Source organism: Lysobacter sp. M15 (assembly GCF_022662515.1).
Classification (GTDB): domain Bacteria; phylum Pseudomonadota; class Gammaproteobacteria; order Xanthomonadales; family Xanthomonadaceae; genus JAKPBU01.
The window spans coordinates 1-18,680 of record NZ_JAKPBV010000010.1; the positions used below are offsets into that span (position 1 = coordinate 1).

An 18,680-nucleotide genomic window follows, 5' to 3' on the forward strand; every position below is an offset into this window, starting at 1 on the left:
GGGGCTGCGTGGGGGGCGGGGGCGCGGCCCGCCGCCGGGGCCCCCGGGGCGGGGGCCCCCCCCGACGGCGCCTCGCGCGCACAGGCGGCCCCCAGCAGCGTGAGCAGTACAGGGGCGGCGACAGCCAGGGCGATACGGCGCATGGAGAGTTCCAGAAACAGTGCGGGTGAGACGCTACACGGCGAGGTCTCCGCCGACAATGTGCGATGCGTGCACCCCGTCGTATGCTGCGTTGGGCGCGCCGCCACAGGGGACCACGATGACCGCGATGCCGATCGCACTGCCGCCGTCGCGGCCCGAGCGCATCGCGCTGCTGATGCTCGTGATCGGGGCCTTGCTCGTCTCGGCGGTCGCACCGAAGGACCGCATGACCTGGCTGCTGGAAACGGTATGGGTGATCGTCGCGATTCCGGTCATCGCGTTGAACTGGCGCCGCTTCCCGCTCACCCGCCTGTTGTGCTGGCTGCTGGTGGCGCACGCGCTGGTGCTGATCCATGGCGGCGCGTACACCTACGCCGAAACGCCCGCCGGCTTCTGGCTGCGCGATATGGCGGTGGGCGCCGGCCTGGAGATCGAGCGCAATCCCTGGGATCGCGTCGGCCACTGGATGCAGGGCTTCGCGCCCGCGATCCTGGCGCGCGAATTGCTGCTGCGCCTCACTCCGCTGCGGCGCGGCGGCTGGCTCGTCTACCTGGTGCTGGCGGCCTGTCTGAGCTTCTCCGCATTCTTCGAATTGATCGAGTGGTGGGCCGCACTGGCGTTCGGCGCCGACGCCGATGCCTTCCTCGCCACCCAGGGCGATGTGTGGGACACGCAGTGGGACATGTTCCTGTGCCTGGCCGGCGCGATCGTGTCGCTGCTGCTGTTTTCGCGCCTGCACGACCGCCAGCTCGGAACGTAGCGCACGCCCACAATCGCGGCCCCGCGCGTTGCGCATTCAATGACGCTTGAAGTACTGCACCTCACGCTCGTGCTGCTCCGCTGCGGCACGGTTGGGGAACGTGCCCAGGTTGCGTCGCTTGCCGGTCTTGGGGTTGGGCTTGCGTGAATACAGACGGTATTCGCCGCTCTTGAGCTTGCGGATCATGGCGTCGTTCCGCGCGGGCCTCCGAGTGTGCACGCGGCCGCTTCATGCCGCTGTGAGCGAGGCGCCACGACGGCGCGGCACGGCAAGGGGCATGATAACGATCAGCGGTACAGAGCCGCAATCTTCAGCGCCAATCCGTAGGGTTCTGGATCGTTGCGGTTGCTGAGCACCACCACCGCAAGCCGTTCCTTCGGCCAGCGCACGATCACATTGCGGAAGCCGATGGTCTCTCCGGAGTGCCAGAGCGCATCGCCATGGATGCGCCAACCGTAGCCATAACCCTCGACATCGGCTTCGTCACGGACCGGGGTTTGCACCGAGAACGCCGCGCTGCGCGAGGCATCCGAAAGCAGGCGGTCGTCGTACAGCGCGGCGTCCCACTTCGCCAGCTCGTCGATCGAGGCGTAGATGCCGCCGTCGCCGAGCACCGCGCTGGTGGAACTCTGGTCGGTCCGCAGCCAGCGGCCGTCTTCGAAGCTGTAGCCATACGCGCGTTCGGCCACCTGCGACACGCCGTCCTCGAACGCCACCGCGCCACGCATCCCCAGCGGCGCGAAGATCCGCTCGCGCAGGAAGCTGGCGAAATCCCGCCCCGACGCCCGGCCGACCACCAGCGCGAGCAGCGCGTAACCGCTGTTGCTGTAGCGGTAGTCGCTGCCCGGTGCGAAGTACAGCCGGTCCGCCCCTTCGAGCAGGCGCAGTACGTCGGCGTCGTGCACCTGCACCGTTGTGTCCGCCGCCATCAGGCCCTCGTAGTCGACCAGACCCGAGGTGTGGGTGAGCAGGTGGCGCAGCGTCACGCCGCGAGCCGCCGGTGGCAGCGACGGCAGCCATTTCGCCACCGGATCCTCGAGCGCCAGCCGGCCGTCCTGCGCCAGCAGCAGGATCGCGGCGGCGGTGAACTGCTTGCTGACCGAAGCCAGGCGGAAGCGGGTGCCGGGTCCGACCGCGGTCCCGGATTCGAGGTCGGCCAGGCCGTAGCCGCGCCGCGCCACCGGCTCGCCGTCGCGCAGGACCAGCACCGCCGCGCCGGGCACGCGGCCGGCGTAGTCCTGCATCAACGCGTCGAGCGGATCCGGGCCGGGCGCAGCGGGCATCGACGGAACTCCGGCGGCGCAGGCGCCCAACAGCAGCGGGAGGAGGAGGGCGGCGCCGCGCATCGGAGCGGATTCTATGCCGTGCACCGGACCTCCCGCGCGCGTCATCGATCTGCAACAATGCGGCATCGCAGCATCCGCTGCGCCGTCCCGGGGAATCCAAGCATGTCCGCACGCCGCCTGCGCGCCACGCCGCGTCCGCTCGCCGTTGCCGTACTCGCCCTGCTGCCACTGATGGCGGTCGCCCAGACCACGCCGGAGTCCACCGACGCCGCCGTGCCGCAGACCGTCGACCAGCCCGCCGACACGCAGGAGCGCGCGGCCACGCTCGATACGGTGCAGGTGACCGCGCAGCGCAGGGTCGAGAACATCCAGGACGTGCCGGTCTCGATCAGCACGGTCAGCGGCGAGAAGCTCGACGTGCTCGCCTCCGGCGGCACCGACGTGCGTTTCCTGTCCGGGCGCGTGCCCAGCCTCAACATCGAGTCCTCGTTCGGCCGTGCCTTCCCGCGCTTCTATATCCGCGGCTACGGCAACACCGACTTCCGCCTCAACACCTCGCAGCCGGTGTCGCTGGTGTACGACGACATCGTGCAGGAAAACCCGATCCTCAAGGGCTTCCCCCTGTTCGACATCGCGCGCGTGGAAGTGCTGCGCGGCCCGCAGGGCTCGCTGTTCGGGCGCAACACGCCGGCCGGCGTGGTCAAGTTCGATTCGGTGCGCCCGTCGCAGGAGTTCGACGGCTACGCCAAGGTCGGCATCGGCAGCGACAACCTGTGGAACGTGGAAGGCGCCGTCGGCGGCGGCCTGACCGATACGGTGTCCGCGCGTGCATCGGTGCTGTTCCAGCGCCGCGACGACTGGGTCGAGAACACCTTTGAGGGTCCGAACGACGGCTTCGAGGGCTACGACGAATCCGCAGGACGCGTGCAGTTCCTGTACGAGGGCGAGAGCTTCGAGGCGCTGTTCGGCGCGCACGCGCGCCACCTCAACGGCACCGCGCGCCTGTTCCGCGCCAACATCTTCGAACCGGGCACGAACGATTTCGTCGACGACTTCGACGAGGACGAAGTGGCGGTGGACGGCTACAACCATTCCGAACTCGACAGCCAGGGCGCGAATGCGCGCCTGAGCTGGGACCTGGGCGGAGTCAAGCTGTATTCGATCACCGGCTACGAGTCGGTGGAAACCTATAGCCGCGGCGATATTGACGGCAGCGCCGGCCCGTACTTCACGGCGCAGGTTCCGTTCGCCTCCGAGACTGCCGACGGTATCCCCGAGCATTCGCAGTGGACCCAGGAGTTCCGTCTGGAATCGCAGTCGAGCGGTCCGCTGAACTGGCAGGCGGGCTTGTTCTATTTCAAGGAAGACTACGACGTCGAGAGCTTCAGTTACGACTCGCTGGCCGGCGGCGCGCAGGACGGCTACCAGCGGATCAACCAGACCAACGACGCCTGGGCGGTGTTCGGTGCGCTCACCTGGCAGGCTACCGATAAGCTGGAGCTGCGCGCGGGCATGCGCTACACGGTCGACGACAAGGGCTTGGACGTCGAGGAATACTGGAATACCGGCTTCGCGCCGTGCATCGGGCCGACCCTGGGCATCATCCCGGGCCCGCCCAAGTGCACGCTGGCGCAGCTCCTCGCAGCCGAAGGCGCGGGCGGGAGCCTGTCGGCCTCCACCGAGGACAAGAAGTTCAACTGGGACCTGTCGGCGGTCTACGCGCTCAACGAGGACGTGAACTTCTACGGACGCGTCGCCACCGGCTTCCGCGGCAGCAGCATCCAGAGCGCCAGCGCATTCAACAGCAAGTCGGTGGCTGGACCCGAGACCGTGCTCTCGTTCGAAGCCGGCATCAAGGCCGATCTGTTCGACAAGCGCGCGCGCCTGAGCGGCGGTGTGTTCCATTACCGGGTCAAGGACCAGCAGCTGACCGCGGTCGGCGGCAGCGGAAACGCCAACATCCTGCTCAATGCCGAGAAGTCGATCGGTCAGGGCTTCGAGTTCGATCTCGAGGCCTATCTGACCGACAGCCTGCTGGTCACCCTGGGCAGCAGCTACAACGACACCGAGATCCAGGATAGCGATCTGGAAGTGGCCCAGTGCGGTGCCCTTTGCACACCGCTCGACCCCCTCGGTCCCAATGGTGGTCGCCTCATCGACGGCAACCCACTGCCGCAGGCGCCCAAGTGGAACCACAACCTGACCGCGCGCTGGGGCATGCCCGCCGGCGCCGACGCCGAGTTCTACGTGTTCACCGACTGGGTCTACCGCAGCGAGGTCAACTTCTTCCTGTACGAATCGGAGGAATTCACCGGCAAGTCGCTGCTCGAGGGCGGCGTGCGGGTGGGATATTCCTGGGGCCTGGGCGATTACGAAGTGGCGCTGTTCGGCCGCAACATCACCAACCAGATCCGCGCGGTGGGCGGCATCGACTTCAACAACCTCACCGGCTTCATCAACGAGCCGCGCATGTGGGGTGCGGAGTTCAAGGCCCGGTTCTGACCAGCTCCGGAGGGCGGGCAGGTCCCGCCCTTCGCCGGTTCATTCGACCGGGTACAGACCGTCCTCGTAGGCGCGGGGGTGATAGCCCTTGATGCCGATCGCCTGCGCCAGCGGGCTGCGCGGATCCTCGCCCGCGCGCAGGCGCTCGAGCGCATGGGCGAAGTCGTAGCGCGGCCTCCAACCCAGTTCCTTGCGCGCCAGCGCATTGACGTACACCCGCTCGATCCCAGGGAACATCCGCCAGCCGCGGCGGGCATATTCGGCCTCGTAGCCGGGCACGCGGCGCGCGACCACGGTGGGCGCGTCGTGGCGCAGCTCGGCGCGGTCCTCGTATTCGAACGGCGTGGTGGCGCTGACGATGTAACGGCCGAAGCCGATCTCGGGGGCGTGCGCCAGCGCCAGCAGATGCGCGTCGGCCACGTCCTGCACGTCCACCCGGCGGTACAGCAGTTCGTTGGCCTTGATGTTGCCGTCGGCGTAGGCCGCACGCAGCGTGGGATCGTCGTCGGGCTCGGGGAAGAAGCGTGAGGTGCGCAGCACCACGCAGGGCAACCGCTGCTTGCGGTGGAACAGCCGGCACAGGTCTTCGGCCGCGGTCTTGGTGGCGCCGTAGATGTTCTTGGCCACCGGCGTTACCGCCTCGGTGATCCAGGCCGCGGGTTCGCCGTCAGGCGGCACCAGCGCATCGCCGAACGCACTGGTGGTGCTGGTGAAGACGAATGCGCCGACACCGTTCGCCGCGGCCTCTTCCAGCAGGTTCAGGGTGCCGCTGATGTTGGTGTCGACGAAATCCTGGCGCGCGTGCGTGGCCACGTGCGGCTTGTGCAGGGTCGCCGCGTGCAGCACACCCTCCACACCGCGCATGTGGCGTGCCACCAGCGCGCGGTCGGCAACCGAGCCGACCACATCGGTATAGGGCGAGGCTGTGATGTCGAGGGCGACCACCTCGTGCGCGGCGGCCCGCAAGGTGCGGACCAGCGCTTCGCCCAGATGACCCGCACTGCCGGTGACGAGAATCCGCATGCTCCGCCTGCCTGTGCGCCAGAAGCCGCGGATTCTAGCGGCGCGCGATCAATCGCTGTGCGGCAGTGGTGCTCAGGGTTCGGCCAGCGTTTCCCGCACGATGTCGAGGAGCATTTCGCCATCGTCCTGGTCGTGCTCCCAGTACATCACGCCGCCCAGGCCACGCGCCTTGGCGAAACGCACCTTGGCGCGCAGCGCCTGTGGGTCTTCGTAACTGACCATGCGCCGCGCCGACGCGTCCCAGAGCCAGGCCGCCTGCGCGGTGTCGTCCCAGTGGCGCTCGAAGCCCGCGTCGGCAAGGAATTCATTGCGGATCCGGTGCCAGGCCACGAATTCCACGTCGCCGCGATAGGGCTGGCCCAGACCGCTGTTGGCGGGCTCGACGTCGGTGAAGATCTTTCCGTAGAACGCCGCGCCCACATGCAGCTTGCGCGCAGGCACTCCGGCCGCCAGGAACTCGTCCACCGCCTGTTCGGTATTGCGGCTGCCGGGCGCCGCGGATGCGGCGCGATGCAGCCCGGCGTGATGGCCGGTGTGCGTGCTCTGGCTGCCGTAGAAGTCGTAGGTCATCAGGTTGATCCAGTCCAGTAGCGGCACGATCCGGTCGATGTCCAGCCCGCGCGCGCCTTCGCCGTCCGCCGCGGCGATGGTGAGCAGGTAATGGCGGCCGCTGCGGCCGGCCTCGCGATCCAGCGCACGACGCACCGCCTGCAGCAGCAGCGGAAACGTGTCCCGGTCTTCGGGCCGGTGGCTGATGCCGGGGCCCGGATGCGCCGGGTATTCCCAGTCGATGTCCAGGCCATCCAGATCGAAGCGCTGCAACAGCGCAACCGTAGTCCTGGCGAAACGCCTGCGCGCGGTGGAGCTGGCAGCCGCTTCGGAGAAGTTGCCAGCGCCCCAGCCGCCGATCGAGAGCAGCACCTTCAGCCGCGGATTGTGCCTGCGCAGTTCAACGATCCTGCGCAGACGCGCGGCGGTCGCCTCGTGCGGCAGGAACACCCGATGGCGTGGATCGACGCGGGCGAAGGCGAAATTGAGCGCATCGAGCTTGCTCGCATCGATGGCCGGCAACGGATCGCGATCAGAGACGTAGCCGACGATGCGCATGGGTTGCGCCGCTGCATCATCGGCGGCGATGGCCGGCGCCAGCGTGGCGGCGGACCACCCCAGCATCATCCAGACAACCAGGCGTCGCAATCCCGGCCACGATCGTCTTCGCATCTGCACGCATCTCCGCTCGCCACGACCCAACCCTACCGCATCGCCGCGGACCACGGCTGCAGACGCTGTCTCACTGCGGATCCTTCTTGATCGGCGGAAATGCCAGCACGGTTCCGCGTCGCGCATCGGCGCCGTCGCCGCGCTGCCACAACACCGGCACGTCCTGGGGACGCGCCGGTTCGTAGGTATCGCGCTCGGTAATGGCCGCCTGACGCGCCAGTTCTTCCTCGATCTCCCAGCTGTACTTGCGGCGCGGCGGCGCCGGATCGACGCGCCGGAACAGCCAGGCCGCGATCAGTCCCGCGACGGCGCCACCCAGGTGCGCCTGCCAGGAGACGCCGGGCTCGCGCGGCAGGATGGTCAGCAGCATGCCGCCATAAAACAGGAAGGCCAGCATCGCCGCGGCGATCGCCGGCCGGTCGCGGCGCAGCAGGCCCAGCGCGAACACCAGGAACATCAGCCCATGGGTCAGCCCGCTGGCGCCCAGATGGCGGCTGCCGGCATCGCCCAGCAGCCACGCGCCCAGGCCCGAACCGATCCACAGCAGCGGCAGCGCGCGCAGCGTCGCCTTCGGATAGGCGGTCAGCGCCAGGGTCCCGAGCATCAGCAGCGCGATCGCATTGGCGATCAGGTGCTCGGGCGAGCCATGCAGCAGCGGCGAAGTCAGTACGCCGAGCAGGCCGGACATCGACTTGGGCGCGATCGCCAGCGCATCCCAGGCGACGAAATGCTGCGCGGTGAACACCGCACACAGCAACAGCACGAAGGCGAGGCTGGCGTTGAACGCACGCAGCAGGCGCCTGCGGTCGGCCTTGCGCTGCTCGGGGGTGTCAGGGGGAGACTCGGGCGTGTCCAGGTGCATGCAGGACGAGGTGGCGGCGGCGGATTGGTTTGCAAGGGCCTTGGCGGCACCGTTCGCCCGGAACGTAGCGGAGCGAAGGCAGTTTGGTCTGCAAAGGCGTTCACGGCACCGTTCGTCCTGAGGCGTAGCGAAGCGAAGTCGAAGGGCGTCGCTCGCCGGGTCGTCTTGGCAACCGACAGCGAACGGAGCTGCGCAGAAGCGCCCTTCGACTTCGGCGCTTTGCGCCTACGCTCAGGACCGAGAGATCCCTATGGTCAGATTCCATCGGCCCGGAACGTAGAATGCCCGCATGAACGAGGTCATTCCCACCATCCGCCTGCGCAATGCCTGGCGCTCCACCCATCCGTGGATCTTCCAGAAGCTCATCGACAAGCCGGTACAGCGGCCCAAGCCGGGCTCGATCGTCGATGTGACCGGCAGCGACGGCGTCTGGATCGGCCGCGGCTTCTACAACGGGCATTCGCGCATCGCGCTGCGCGTGCTCGAACACGATCCGGACGTGGCGATCGACGCCGCCTGGTTCGCGGCGAAGATCGGCGAGGCCGTGCGGCTGCGGCGCGAACTGCTGAAGCTGGATGAAGTCTCCGACGCCTGGCGCGTGGTCCACAGCGAGGGCGATAACCTGAGCGGCCTGGTCGTGGACCGCTACGCCGATCTGCTGGTGGTCGAGTTCTTCAGCGCCGGCATGTACCGCCACCGTGAATGGATCTACGAAGCGCTGCGCGCGCAGTTCCCGGGGTGCCGCTTGCACGCCTTCGCCGACGAGCACGTGCAGAAGCAGGAAAGCTTCGACTTCAAACCCTGGAACAGCGCCGGCTCCGGACCGGCAGCGCCTGCAATCATCACCGAGCATGGCATCCGCTTTCGCGCCGATCCCGCGGGCGCGCACAAGACCGGCTTCTTCGCCGACCAGCGCGAGAACCGGGAGTGGCTCTCGCGCCAGTGCGCGGGCAAGCGCGTTCTCGACCTGTGCTGCAACACGGGCGGCTTCGGCGTGTATGCGGCCGTGCGCGGCGCAAGCGAGGTGATCGGCATCGACATCGACAACGACGTACTGGAGATCGCGCGCGGCAACGCGAAGCTCAACGACGCCAGGATCCGCTTCGTGCAGGCCGACATCTTCCCGTGGTTGCGCGATGCCGCTGCGCAGGGCGAACAGTTCGACGTGGTGATCCTCGATCCGGCCAAGATGACCCGCGACCGCGAGCAGGTGATTCCTGCGCTGAAGAAGTACCTGGACATGAACAAGCTGGCGCTGGCTACGGTGAAGCCGGGCGGCCTGTTCGCCACGTTCTCCTGCACCGGCCTGGTCAGCGAGGAACAGTTTCTCGACATGCTGCGCCGGGCTGGTTACTACGCCGGGCGCACGCTGCAGGTGCTGAAGGTGTCGGGCGCAGGCGCGGACCATCCCTGGCGCGCCGACGTGCCCGAATCGCGCTATCTCAAGGCGGCGTTCTGCCGGGTGCTGGACTGACGGTTGCCGGTTCGACCCGCACGCGCCGGGCGTATCCCGCCCGTTACGCGTCCTGCGCCTTGGCCAGCACGCTGTTGCGCCGTGCGTAGGCGAAGTAGGCGAGCAGGCCGATCACGTTCCACAGCGCGAACCACAGCTGGGTGCGCACCGGCAGGCTGACGAACAGGTACAGGCAGCCGCCGATCGCCACCGGCCCGACCAGCCACGCCATCGGCGTGCGGAAGATGCGCGCGCGATTGGGCTCGCGCCGACGCAGGATCAGCATGCAGGCGGCCACCGCCACGAACGCGGCCAGCGTGCCGGCATTGGCCAGTGCCGCGATCTCGTCCAGTCGCGCCACGCCCGCCAGGGCAGCCACAAACACCGCGGTGAACAGGGTCGTGCGGATCGGCGTGCCGGTGCGCGGGCTCACGGTCGACAGCCCGCGCGGCAATAGCCCGTCGCGCGACATGACGAAGAAGACCCGGCTCTGACCATAGAGGAAGGCCAACAGCACGGTGGGAAGCGCCACCACCGCCGCGCCTGCCACGATCTTCGCCGCGGTGCCCTGGCCCAGCTCGCGCATGATCAGCGCCAGCGGCTCCGGGCTCTGCGCGAACACCGTGTAGTTCATCGCACCGACCGCGGCCAGCGCCACCAGCATGTAGATCACGGTGCAGCCGATCATGGAGCCGACGATGCCGATCGACAGGTCGCGGGCCGGATTCTTGGTTTCCTCCGCCGCGGTCGAAATCGCATCGAAGCCATAGAAGGCGAAGAAGATGATCGCCGCGGCGGCCATCACGCCGCGCTCCACGCCGTCTGCGCCCATGGTCTTGGCGAAGCCGAAGGGCATGAACGGATCCAGCCGCGTCGCATCGAAATGCGGCAAAGCGATCGCCACGAACACGCCCAGCGCGAGGATCTTCACCACCACCAGCGCAGCGTTGAGCGTGGCGCTCTCGCGCGTACCGGCGATCAGCAGGCCGGCCACCGCGAACACGATCAGCACCGCCGGCAGGTTGAGCGCGCCGCCGGCGTGCGGCCCCACGGTCAGCGCCGTGGGCAGGTCGATGCCCACGCCTTGCAGGAAGCCGACCGCATAGCCCGACCAGCCTACGGCGACCGCGCTGACCACCAGCGAATATTCCAGGATCAGGCTCCAGCCGACGATCCATGCCAGCACCTCGCCCAGCACGATGTAGCTGTAGGTGTACGCGCTGCCCGCCGCCGGCATCATCGTGGCCATCTCGGCGTAGGCCAGGGCGGCGCAGGCGCACACGATCCCAGCCACCAGGAAGGACAGCAGCACCGCGGGTCCGGCCAGGTTCGCGCCGACGCCGATCAGGGTATAGATGCCGGTGCCGACGATGGCGCCGATGCCCAGCGCCACCAGGTGCGGCCAGCCCAGGGTCGGCACCAGCCGCCGTCCTTCCTCATGCTCGGTCACGCGGTCGAGGGATTTGCGCCGGAACAGGGACATGGACGGCCTTGCTGGAAGGGTCGGGGCGCGCAGTGTCGCCGAACGCGCTGCAGCATTGCCACTGCCCGCTGCCGACGGTTCGCGGCGACGTGCGCTGCGTCGGCTCGCGTCAGTGCGTGGGCATTGCCACCAGATCGGTGACGCCGACGTCCTGGCCGGCCTGGCTGAGCAGGGTGGTGGCCTGCCCGCGGTGGTGGGTCTGGTGGTTGAACAGGTGCATGAGCAACGCGAATACATCCCGCGCATGTGGATTGCCACGCATGTCGGCGTAGCGCAACGTGCCGCGCAGCGCTGCGTCGGTCAGTCCGTCGGTCCAGGCGACCAGCACCGCATCCAGTTCGCTTCGCCGGCGCGCCAATGCGGCCAGGTCGGCGCAGGGTCGCTCGTCCAGGCGCGCAGGTGCCGGCATCGCACGCACCGGCGCCAGCGCGTCCGCGTGCATCGGATCGGTGGCGAAGCGGCGCAGCCAGACGGTGTCGGCCACCACGAGGTGGCTGAGCGTGCCGAAGATCGAACCGAAGAACGCGCCGCGCTCGCGCATCACCTCGTCCTCCGGCAGCCTGGCGGCGGCCGCGTAGACTTTCCCGTTCATCCACGCGTTGTACGCGGCCATCGTCGTGACATAGCTGGTACAGGACATTCGCTGACCTCCGCAGGCGGAGCGATAGGGTATGCGATGCCCGCGTGCGGACGCGCCGAGCCCGCCGGCGCGTGGGGTCGAGCAGTGCGGCTCGGGCGTCGCTAGGGAACGTCTCGCGTCAACGGCCGCACGTGTTCGAGCAAGGCAGCGAACACGCGTCCGGGTTCCTCGACCATCGGCAGGTGCGCCGAATGTTCGAACCACACCAGCTGCTTCTTCGGCGCCTGCAGGCGTTCCATCCATTCCGCGGCGATCGGCGCGGGTACGGTGTAGTCGTGGCGGCCGAGGAAGAACACCACCGGCACGTCGAGCTTGTCCAGCGTCTGGAACGACACGTCGGCGAGCTTCGGCCATAACGTGGTCACCGAGAACGCGCTGCCCTCGCCCCAGGCCTTGCGGTCGGCCGGCGTGTATTCCGGCGACAGGCGCGTGGATTCGAAATAGAAATCGGCGTCGGGCCGGTACGCGGCCAGTGCGCCCCAGCCGATCGACCATTTGCGCCAGGCGTCGGCCTTGTCGATGGTGAAGGGGCCCAGGTCCGGATACGGGCGCAGTGCCTCGAGCTCGCGCAGCGCCTGCGCATTGCCCTCGCGTCGGGCGCGTTCGATCGTCCAGGCCAGACCCACCCGCTCGTTGTCTCGGAAGGAAATCGCCTGGCCCATGCCGACATAGGCGTGCAGCAGGTCGGGGCGCTTCGCGGCCACCGCCAGGCCCACGGCCGAACCCCAGCTGTGGCCCATCAGCACGATTTGGCGTTTGCCGTATTTGCGACACAGCAGCTCGATCAGCTCGATCGCATCGTCGCGGTAGCGTTCCAGCGTCATCGTCGAAGTCAGAGTCTTCGGGTCGTTGAGCGGATACGACTTGCCGGCGCCACGCTGGTCCCACTGGACCACGGTGAAGTAGTCCTCCCACGGGCGCTGGAAGCTCCAGGCCATCGGCATTTCCACCGAACCGGGGCCACCGTGCACGAACAACAGGATCGGGTTGTCCCGGTCCGCGCCACGCACGCTCACCGCCTGGCGCGCGCCGCCGAGCACCGCTTCGAACTCCTCCTGCACCCCGTTGGGCGTCACGATCCGCTGCAGTTCGGCCACGACTTTGCGGCCGGGGGCGTAGGCATCGATGTCGGGGGCTTGCGCGAACGCGGCTGCGGAGCACAGCAGACACAGCATCAGCAGGATCGATCGGTGCATCGGTGGTGTTTTCTCCTGGTTGTTGCCAACAGGGATACCTGGAAGGGAGCGGCGGTTGCGACGCGGCGCACGCACCGCATCGCGCAGACGACCGCTGCTGGCGAATGCAGCACGACACACGGCGCTCACGAGTCGCGCCACATCATCGCTGCGTCCCGACTCCGCGAGGAACGCGCGATGAAATCCGCCTTAGCCATGCTCGCCTTGCTGGCCTCCCTGGGCCTGCAGGGCTGCGACCGCCGGCAGACCGACGGCCATTCCGCCCTTCCGTCGGGTGAAGGCGCGGCCTCGGAAGCTCCAGCCGAGGCGCCGGCCGATACCAATGCCGCGACCCAGCCTGCAGCGGCCGCCACCGAGACGCCGCCGCCCCCGGCCGAGGCCGCCGAACCGGACCCGAACAACTGACGGATGGGCCGACCGGTCGACGCAGTTGGCCTGCACCGCCTGGCGCATCGCACATCCGCTATACCGGGAAGCAACGCGCTCGCCGTTCAGCGCAAGTGGGCGACGGTTACGCGCGCAGGTTTTCGGTGGCGATGGTGGTCGCGGTGGCGGGCTCCGGATCCAGCGGCCGCACCTCGTAGAACAGACCCAGCCGCACCGTGGGACTGTCGGCAAGCAGGCGCGCGGCCTGCTCCAGCGATGGCGCGACGACGAACCAGTAGCCGCCGATGAGCTCCTTGGTCTCGCCGAAGGGCCCGTCGGTCACCACGGTCTTGCGCGATACCGTTGCGCCCTCGGCCTTCAGCCGCGATCCGCCGTGCATGGTGCCGGCGGCGATGTGGCCGTCGAGCCATCCGTAGAAATCGTCGATCGCCTTCTGCACGGTCTCGGGCGAGGCCTCCGCGTCCCACTGGCCGCGGGAGATGACGAGGTAATCGTGGTTGGTCTGATCGCTCATGGGCGGAGCCGGAGGGTGGGAAAGAGAGCGGATTGTGCCCGGTCCGCATCTCGCCGGCTGCGACACGGCATCGCGTCATCCATCCGCGATTTCACGGTCGCATCGACGCGTGGCGCGAACCGCTGACGGCTACTCGACCCCGGCGGCGACGCCGGCCAGCTGCTTGACCCAGCGCGGGGTCGCGGTTTCACCGAAGAAGAAGGTTTCGGGCCGGTTCTCGGTCTTGGCCCAGCGATGGATCCAGCTCGTCCCCAGCTCGCCGGCAAAGTCGTCGCGGCGCAGGAAGGCAGGGTCCGAGGTGGCTTCATCGAGGCCGACGAATCGATAGTCGCGCGCGCGGATGCGTGCGACCAGTTCGCTGAAGGCCGCAGCGTTGAGCTCGTTGACATGCAGCAACAGGACCTGCGGCACCCGATATCCGAGCAGCTGCATGGAGCGCCGCTCGTAGTAGCCGACTTTGCTCACCATGTAGTCGACGTAGGCCTGGCGGATCTTCGCCAGCGTGGCGGCATCGGCGCCATCGTTGAGCACGTTGCGATATGCCAGCGCGTAGATCCATTCGGAACTGTTGATGGTGACCGGCGCAGTGCGATAACCATGCGCGCCCAGGAACGCGTCCATGGCTGCCTTGTCCTGCGGTGAGCGGCCGGTACGCAGGAACGGATGCCGGAACCAGCGGGGCTCGAGCCCGCGCTCGGCCAGCAGCGGCCGCAGGTGGCGCTCGCCGTCGAGGATGTCGGCCTGGAAAGCAGCCAGTCCGACCGCGTGCAGGTCGCTATGCCACGCGGTGTGGTTGCCCAGTTCGAATCCCGCGTCCAGCCAGTCTTCGAGCATGCGCAGCCGCTCGCTGCGCAGCGTGTCGTGCGCGTACAGTTTGCCGTCGTTGACGAATCCGATCACCGGAACGCAGGCCTGCTTCAGCGCGGACAGCAGCCTGGCGTGGTGCTCGGCCAGATCCGGGGGCGCCTGGTTCCGGTCCATCACCCAGGGCAGGTCGTCGAACGTCACCGCGATCCGGTTCACCGCCCGCGGCGTGCTGGCTTGCGGGTCGTCTGGCACGGCTGCGGCGTCGGGGCGTGCCGGGCAGGGCGAGCCTGCGGCGTCGGCGGGGGTGTCGATGACCGGCACGGCGGGCGCCGGGGCAGGCGGCATCGCGTCCTGCCCGGTCGCGGCGCCCGCCATCGGGATCGCAACCAGCAACAGGATGCCTAGCAGGGTCCGGCGCATCGGCATGTCCATCCCCGGAGTGTGCAACGTATTTTCGCATGCGGTCGACCCGGGCCGAATGGCCGGTTAGCGATGGCGCGGCCATGAAAACCGACACTCGGCACGCCGCCTCACCCCCTGAGACGCGCGTCGATACACTGGGTGCATGGCATTCACCACCCTCCTGCTGTCCTTGCTGCTGATCGCCGTGCTGGCGGCGATCGCGCTGCTGGTCGTGCTGCTGTTGCGCAAGCCCGACACGCTGCTGGAAACCCATGGCGCGCGCCTGCAGCAGGCCCTGCGCGAGGAACAGCGCGACGGCCGCGGCGAGCTGCGTCAGCAGCTCGACAGCCTGTCCGCGGCCCAGGAGCAGCGCATCGAGAACTTCGGGCTGCGGCTCAACGACCTGACCGAGCGCACCGATGCGCGCCTGGACGTGCTGCGCACCGCGCTGACCGAGGATGCGCTCAAGGCGCGGCAGGAAGCCGCTGTACGGCAGCAGCAGTTCGCCGACGTGCTCGGACAACGCGTACGCGAGCTCGCCGATCGCAACGAGCACCGGCTGGGCGAACTGCGCGCCACCCTGGAGACCCAGCTCAAATCGCTGCAGGCCGACAACGCGCAGAAGCTGGAGCAGATGCGCGCCACCGTCGACGAGAAACTGCAGACCACGCTGGAGGCGCGGCTCGGCCAGAGCTTCAAGCTGGTATCCGAGCGGCTGGAAGCGGTGCAACGTGGCCTGGGCGAGATGCAGGCGCTGGCGGTGGGCGTGGGCGACCTCAAGCGCGTGTTGACCAACGTCAAGGACCGCGGCGGCTGGGGAGAGGTGCAGCTGCAGGGCCTGCTTGAGCAGGTCCTCACCGCCGAGCAGTTCGCGCGCGGCGTGCGGGTACGGCCCGGCAGCAACGAGGCGGTCGATTTCGCCGTGCGCCTGCCCGGCCGCGGCGAAGGCGATGCCCAGGTGTGGCTGCCGATCGACGCCAAGTTCCCGCGCGAGGACTACGACCGCCTGCTCGATGCGCACGAGCGCGGCGAGATCGAAGTCGTGCGCAGCGCAGGCGTGCAGCTGGAACGCGCGATCCGCCTCCAGGCCAAGTCGATCAACGAAAAATACGTGGTGCCGCCACATACCACCGACTTCGCCCTGCTGTTCCTGCCGACCGAAGGCCTGTACGCGGAAACCATCCGCCGTCCCGGCCTGATCGATGCCCTGCAGCGCGAACATCGGGTGGTGATCGCCGGCCCGACCACCTTCGCCGCGCTGCTCAACAGCCTGCAGATGGGATTCCGTACCCTGGCCATCGAGAAGCGCTCGAGCGAAGTCTGGCAGCTGCTCGGCGCGGTCAAGAGCGAGTTCGGCAAATTCGCCACCGTGCTGGAAAAGGCCCACGGCCAGCTGGATACCGTGCAGAACAGCCTCAAGCTTGCCGGCGTGCGCACCCGCAAGATCGAGCGCCAGCTCAAGGGCGTGGAATCGCTGCCGGGTGTCGAGACGGAGCGGCTGCTGGGTGCGGTGGAGCCGGACGAGGCTGATACCCGGCACCAAGACTAGCCCTGTTGTTATGCCCTAAAACTTTAGGCGTGCGGAATCGAGCCGCAGGCTTCCTGACAGTCCCCTGCGACCATGGCGACTACGAGCTCAAGCGCCGATGGCCACCATCACTGGCTGGCAGCGTGGGGTGCCGATACGGTGACTCGCTCAGAGAGGAAGGGCATCGCCATGGCGTACATGCACAAGGGTTGGCTCCTGCTGTTGCTGGTCACTGTGCAGTTCGCGCAGTTCGCCGGCGCGCGGGACGCCACATCGCGCGAATCCTTCGACCTGCAAGTTCCAGTGGCGCCGACCCCGGTGACGGTCGAAGGCCGCGCGCGGCTGCAGTACGAACTGCACCTGACCAACTTCACCGATTCCCCGCTACGGCCGACCGCGATCGAGATCGGCGACGGCGCCAGCGGATTCCCGCTTGCGCGCTTCGAGGGCGACGCACTTGCCACGCGCATTACGCTGATCGGGCCGGCCGACGAGGCGCAGCTGCAAGGTGCCATCCCGGGCGGGCGTCGCGCGGTGCTTTATGTGGAAATGAATCTGGCGCCCGACGCGGTGCCGGCCGCGCTGGTGCATCGGCACTCGTATGTGCGGGCCGACGATGGCGAGGACACCATCTCCGGGCCGCGCGTCGAGCTGGACGCAATGCCGCTGCCGTCGCTGGGCCCACCCGTGCGCGGCGGCCCCTGGGTCGTCATCTACGATCCGTCGTGGCCGCGCGGTCATCGACGCATGTTGCTGGCGGTCGACGGTCGCGCGCGGCTGCCGGGACGCTTCGCCACCGACTGGGTCCGCGTGGATGCGCAGGGCCGCAGCGCGCGCGGCGATGTGGACCTCGCGCGCAACGCGTTGGGCTATGGCGAGGCGGCCATCGCGGTGGCCGACGCCACGGTCGTCGCGATCCGCAACGACTTCCCCGAAAGCGAGCGCGTATCCGCCAATCCCAAGCATGCGATCGACGACGCCAGCGGCAACCATGTGGTGCTCGACCTGGGCAGCAGCCGCTATGCGATCTACGAGCATCTGCGGCCGGGCAGCGTTCGCGTTGCGGTCGGGCAGCGGGTCCAACGCGGCCAGGTTCTGGGAGAACTCGGCTTCAGCGGCGACAGCACCGGCCCGCACCTGCATTTCCACGTCGCCGATGGGCCATCGCCGGTGCGTGCCGAGGGCCGGCCGTTCGCGCTGGAGCGATTCCGGGCGTTGGGGCGCTACGAGGACCTCTCGCATCTGGGCAGCGCGCCATGGACACCGCGCGCCCCCGCGGCGACCGCACTGCGCAGCGGCGAATTGCCCGAAGGCAACAGCGTGATCGAGGTCGACGCGCCGGCGGCGCGCGACTAGCCGCCCGGTCCGCCTGGCCCGCCCGGCACTACGGGCATCACGTCGACCGGGACATAGGGGTCGGTGTCGTCCTGCAGATAGTCGGGCAGCTCCTCGTCGGAGCGTTCGCGGTCGCCGAAGATCTGGTAGGCGCGGCGCTGCATCCAGGCGTCGCGGAACAGCGCGTATTCGTCGGCCGCGCCTTCGCGCATGCTGTCCACGGCCATCAGCTGGGTGCGCACATCGACCAGCTGCAGGCCCTGCAGGAAGACCCGGGTCTTGTCCTGTTCCACGTATTGCAGCGGCGCCATCGGCGAATCGCCGACCAGGCCGAACACGTCGCGCACGGTGCGCGGGCCGAACAGCGGCAGCTCCACGTAGCGCGACTTCTTCCAGCCCCAGACCCCCAGGGTCTGGCCGAAGTCCTCGCTGCGGTTGGGGATGTTGAACTTGGTCGCCGGGTCGAAGATGCCGGCCAGGCCGAGGGTGGAATTCACCGTGAACCGTGCCAGCGATAGCCCGGCCTGGCCGGGACGGCCCTGCAGCAGCGCGTTGAGCGCGCTGACCGGCTGGCCAAGGTTGTTGAAGAAATTGCCCACGCCCAGGCGCACCGGACGCGGTACCACCGCGACATAGGCCTGCGCCAGCGGCCTGGCGATGGTCCGGTCGACCACGTTATTGAACGCGTGCACGCGCCGGTTGAGCGGCTCCCACGGGTCGTAGCTGGACGGCAGGTCCGCGGGCGACGGCAGGGAAGGATCGGCGACCGGGTTGTAGGGATCCTGGCCGTTGCCGTAGAGGGCGGCATAGTCCTGCTCGGCCTGGGTAGGCGCCAGCGGATCGCCCGCAGCGGCGGCCTCGTCGGTCGTTGCCGCAGCTGGGGTCTGTGCGGCGGCTTCGGCAGCAGCGGGATCGGGCGCGGACGCCGCGGCGGGCTCGCTGTCCGCAGGCGTCGGGGCGGTGACGGTCGCCGCTTCCGACGGCGTTGCCGCCTCCGCGGCAACGGCCGCAGCGACGGGGGCATCGGCCTTGCGCGCAGCCGTACCACCGGCGCAGGCCGCCAGCAGCAGGAGCACGAGCGGCGCGGCGGCTCGCGTAAGTCGCAGGGGGGTCATGAAGGATAGTGTACCGGCTGGTGCG

Annotated in this window: 17 protein-coding genes; 6 read left to right on the top strand and 11 right to left on the bottom strand. The window is 68.6% G+C overall.

Going from position 1 to position 18,680, the window contains the following annotated elements; all coding sequences use genetic code 11:
• Positions 1-259: 259 nt before the first annotated feature.
• Complete coding sequence (locus MC380_RS08095) at positions 260-901, top strand: DUF2238 domain-containing protein (RefSeq protein ID WP_242102109.1); 642 nt, start codon at positions 260-262, stop codon at positions 899-901.
• A gap of 36 nt (positions 902-937) precedes the next feature.
• Here MC380_RS08095 and MC380_RS08100 read toward each other — a convergent pair whose 3' ends face one another.
• The gene (locus MC380_RS08100) at positions 938-1,087 is read right to left on the bottom strand and encodes a hypothetical protein (RefSeq protein WP_242164070.1); all 150 of its coding nucleotides are present in this window, start codon (positions 1,085-1,087) and stop codon (positions 938-940) included.
• Between the two features lie 101 nt (positions 1,088-1,188).
• Positions 1,189-2,184 (bottom strand): serine hydrolase domain-containing protein, encoded by a 996-nt coding sequence (locus MC380_RS08105; RefSeq protein ID WP_242102107.1) that lies wholly within the window; start codon positions 2,182-2,184, stop codon positions 1,189-1,191.
• A gap of 165 nt (positions 2,185-2,349) precedes the next feature.
• On the opposite strand from MC380_RS08105, the gene MC380_RS08110 reads away from it, so the two are divergent.
• Complete coding sequence (locus tag MC380_RS08110; RefSeq protein WP_242164072.1) at positions 2,350-4,689, top strand: TonB-dependent receptor; 2,340 nt, start codon at positions 2,350-2,352, stop codon at positions 4,687-4,689.
• A gap of 39 nt (positions 4,690-4,728) precedes the next feature.
• On the opposite strand, the gene MC380_RS08115 is transcribed toward MC380_RS08110, so the two are convergent.
• From MC380_RS08115 to MC380_RS08125, 3 genes are all read right to left on the bottom strand, one after another.
• On the bottom strand, positions 4,729-5,712 hold the full coding sequence (locus MC380_RS08115; protein ID WP_242102105.1) for an NAD(P)-dependent oxidoreductase: 984 nt from the start codon (positions 5,710-5,712) through the stop codon (positions 4,729-4,731).
• Positions 5,713-5,784: 72 nt separating this feature from the next.
• Positions 5,785-6,933, bottom strand: coding sequence for a glycoside hydrolase family 18 protein (locus MC380_RS08120; protein WP_242164074.1), 1,149 nt, complete (start codon positions 6,931-6,933; stop codon positions 5,785-5,787).
• Positions 6,934-7,003: 70 nt separating this feature from the next.
• Positions 7,004-7,795: a rhomboid family intramembrane serine protease gene (locus tag MC380_RS08125; protein WP_242164076.1), complete on the bottom strand. Its 792-nt coding sequence runs from the start codon at positions 7,793-7,795 to the stop codon at positions 7,004-7,006.
• A gap of 289 nt (positions 7,796-8,084) precedes the next feature.
• On the opposite strand from MC380_RS08125, the gene MC380_RS08130 reads away from it, so the two are divergent.
• Positions 8,085-9,269: a class I SAM-dependent rRNA methyltransferase gene (locus MC380_RS08130; RefSeq protein ID WP_242164078.1), complete on the top strand. Its 1,185-nt coding sequence runs from the start codon at positions 8,085-8,087 to the stop codon at positions 9,267-9,269.
• Positions 9,270-9,312: 43 nt separating this feature from the next.
• Here MC380_RS08130 and MC380_RS08135 read toward each other — a convergent pair whose 3' ends face one another.
• The 3 genes from MC380_RS08135 to MC380_RS08145 all read right to left on the bottom strand — a co-directional run bounded on the left by MC380_RS08135 (position 9,313) and on the right by MC380_RS08145 (position 12,567).
• Positions 9,313-10,731 (bottom strand): amino acid permease, encoded by a 1,419-nt coding sequence (locus MC380_RS08135; protein ID WP_242102101.1) that lies wholly within the window; start codon positions 10,729-10,731, stop codon positions 9,313-9,315.
• A gap of 109 nt (positions 10,732-10,840) precedes the next feature.
• A complete protein-coding gene (locus tag MC380_RS08140) occupies positions 10,841-11,371 on the bottom strand; it encodes a DinB family protein (RefSeq protein WP_242164079.1) in 531 nt (176 codons plus the stop codon).
• Between the two features lie 101 nt (positions 11,372-11,472).
• Complete coding sequence (locus MC380_RS08145; RefSeq protein ID WP_242102099.1) at positions 11,473-12,567, bottom strand: alpha/beta hydrolase; 1,095 nt, start codon at positions 12,565-12,567, stop codon at positions 11,473-11,475.
• Positions 12,568-12,744: 177 nt separating this feature from the next.
• Between MC380_RS08145 and MC380_RS08150 the strand changes: the two genes are divergently transcribed.
• Complete coding sequence (locus MC380_RS08150) at positions 12,745-12,972, top strand: hypothetical protein (protein ID WP_242102098.1); 228 nt, start codon at positions 12,745-12,747, stop codon at positions 12,970-12,972.
• Between the two features lie 106 nt (positions 12,973-13,078).
• Here the strand turns inward: MC380_RS08150 and MC380_RS08155 are convergent, their stop codons facing one another.
• Both MC380_RS08155 and MC380_RS08160 read right to left on the bottom strand, forming a co-directional pair.
• A complete protein-coding gene (locus MC380_RS08155) occupies positions 13,079-13,468 on the bottom strand; it encodes a YciI family protein (RefSeq protein ID WP_242102097.1) in 390 nt (129 codons plus the stop codon).
• Between the two features lie 129 nt (positions 13,469-13,597).
• Positions 13,598-14,695 (bottom strand): polysaccharide deacetylase family protein, encoded by a 1,098-nt coding sequence (locus MC380_RS08160; protein WP_242164081.1) that lies wholly within the window; start codon positions 14,693-14,695, stop codon positions 13,598-13,600.
• A 145-nt stretch (positions 14,696-14,840) separates the two neighbouring features.
• Between MC380_RS08160 and rmuC the strand changes: the two genes are divergently transcribed.
• A complete protein-coding gene (gene rmuC, locus MC380_RS08165; protein ID WP_242102095.1) occupies positions 14,841-16,226 on the top strand; it encodes a DNA recombination protein RmuC in 1,386 nt (461 codons plus the stop codon).
• A 168-nt stretch (positions 16,227-16,394) separates the two neighbouring features.
• Complete coding sequence (locus tag MC380_RS08170) at positions 16,395-17,561, top strand: M23 family metallopeptidase (protein ID WP_242164083.1); 1,167 nt, start codon at positions 16,395-16,397, stop codon at positions 17,559-17,561.
• Here the strand turns inward: MC380_RS08170 and MC380_RS08175 are convergent.
• Positions 17,558-18,655, bottom strand: coding sequence for a VacJ family lipoprotein (locus tag MC380_RS08175; RefSeq protein ID WP_242164085.1), 1,098 nt, complete (start codon positions 18,653-18,655; stop codon positions 17,558-17,560). The genes MC380_RS08170 and MC380_RS08175 overlap by 4 nt on opposite strands.
• Positions 18,656-18,680: the final 25 nt, after the last annotated feature.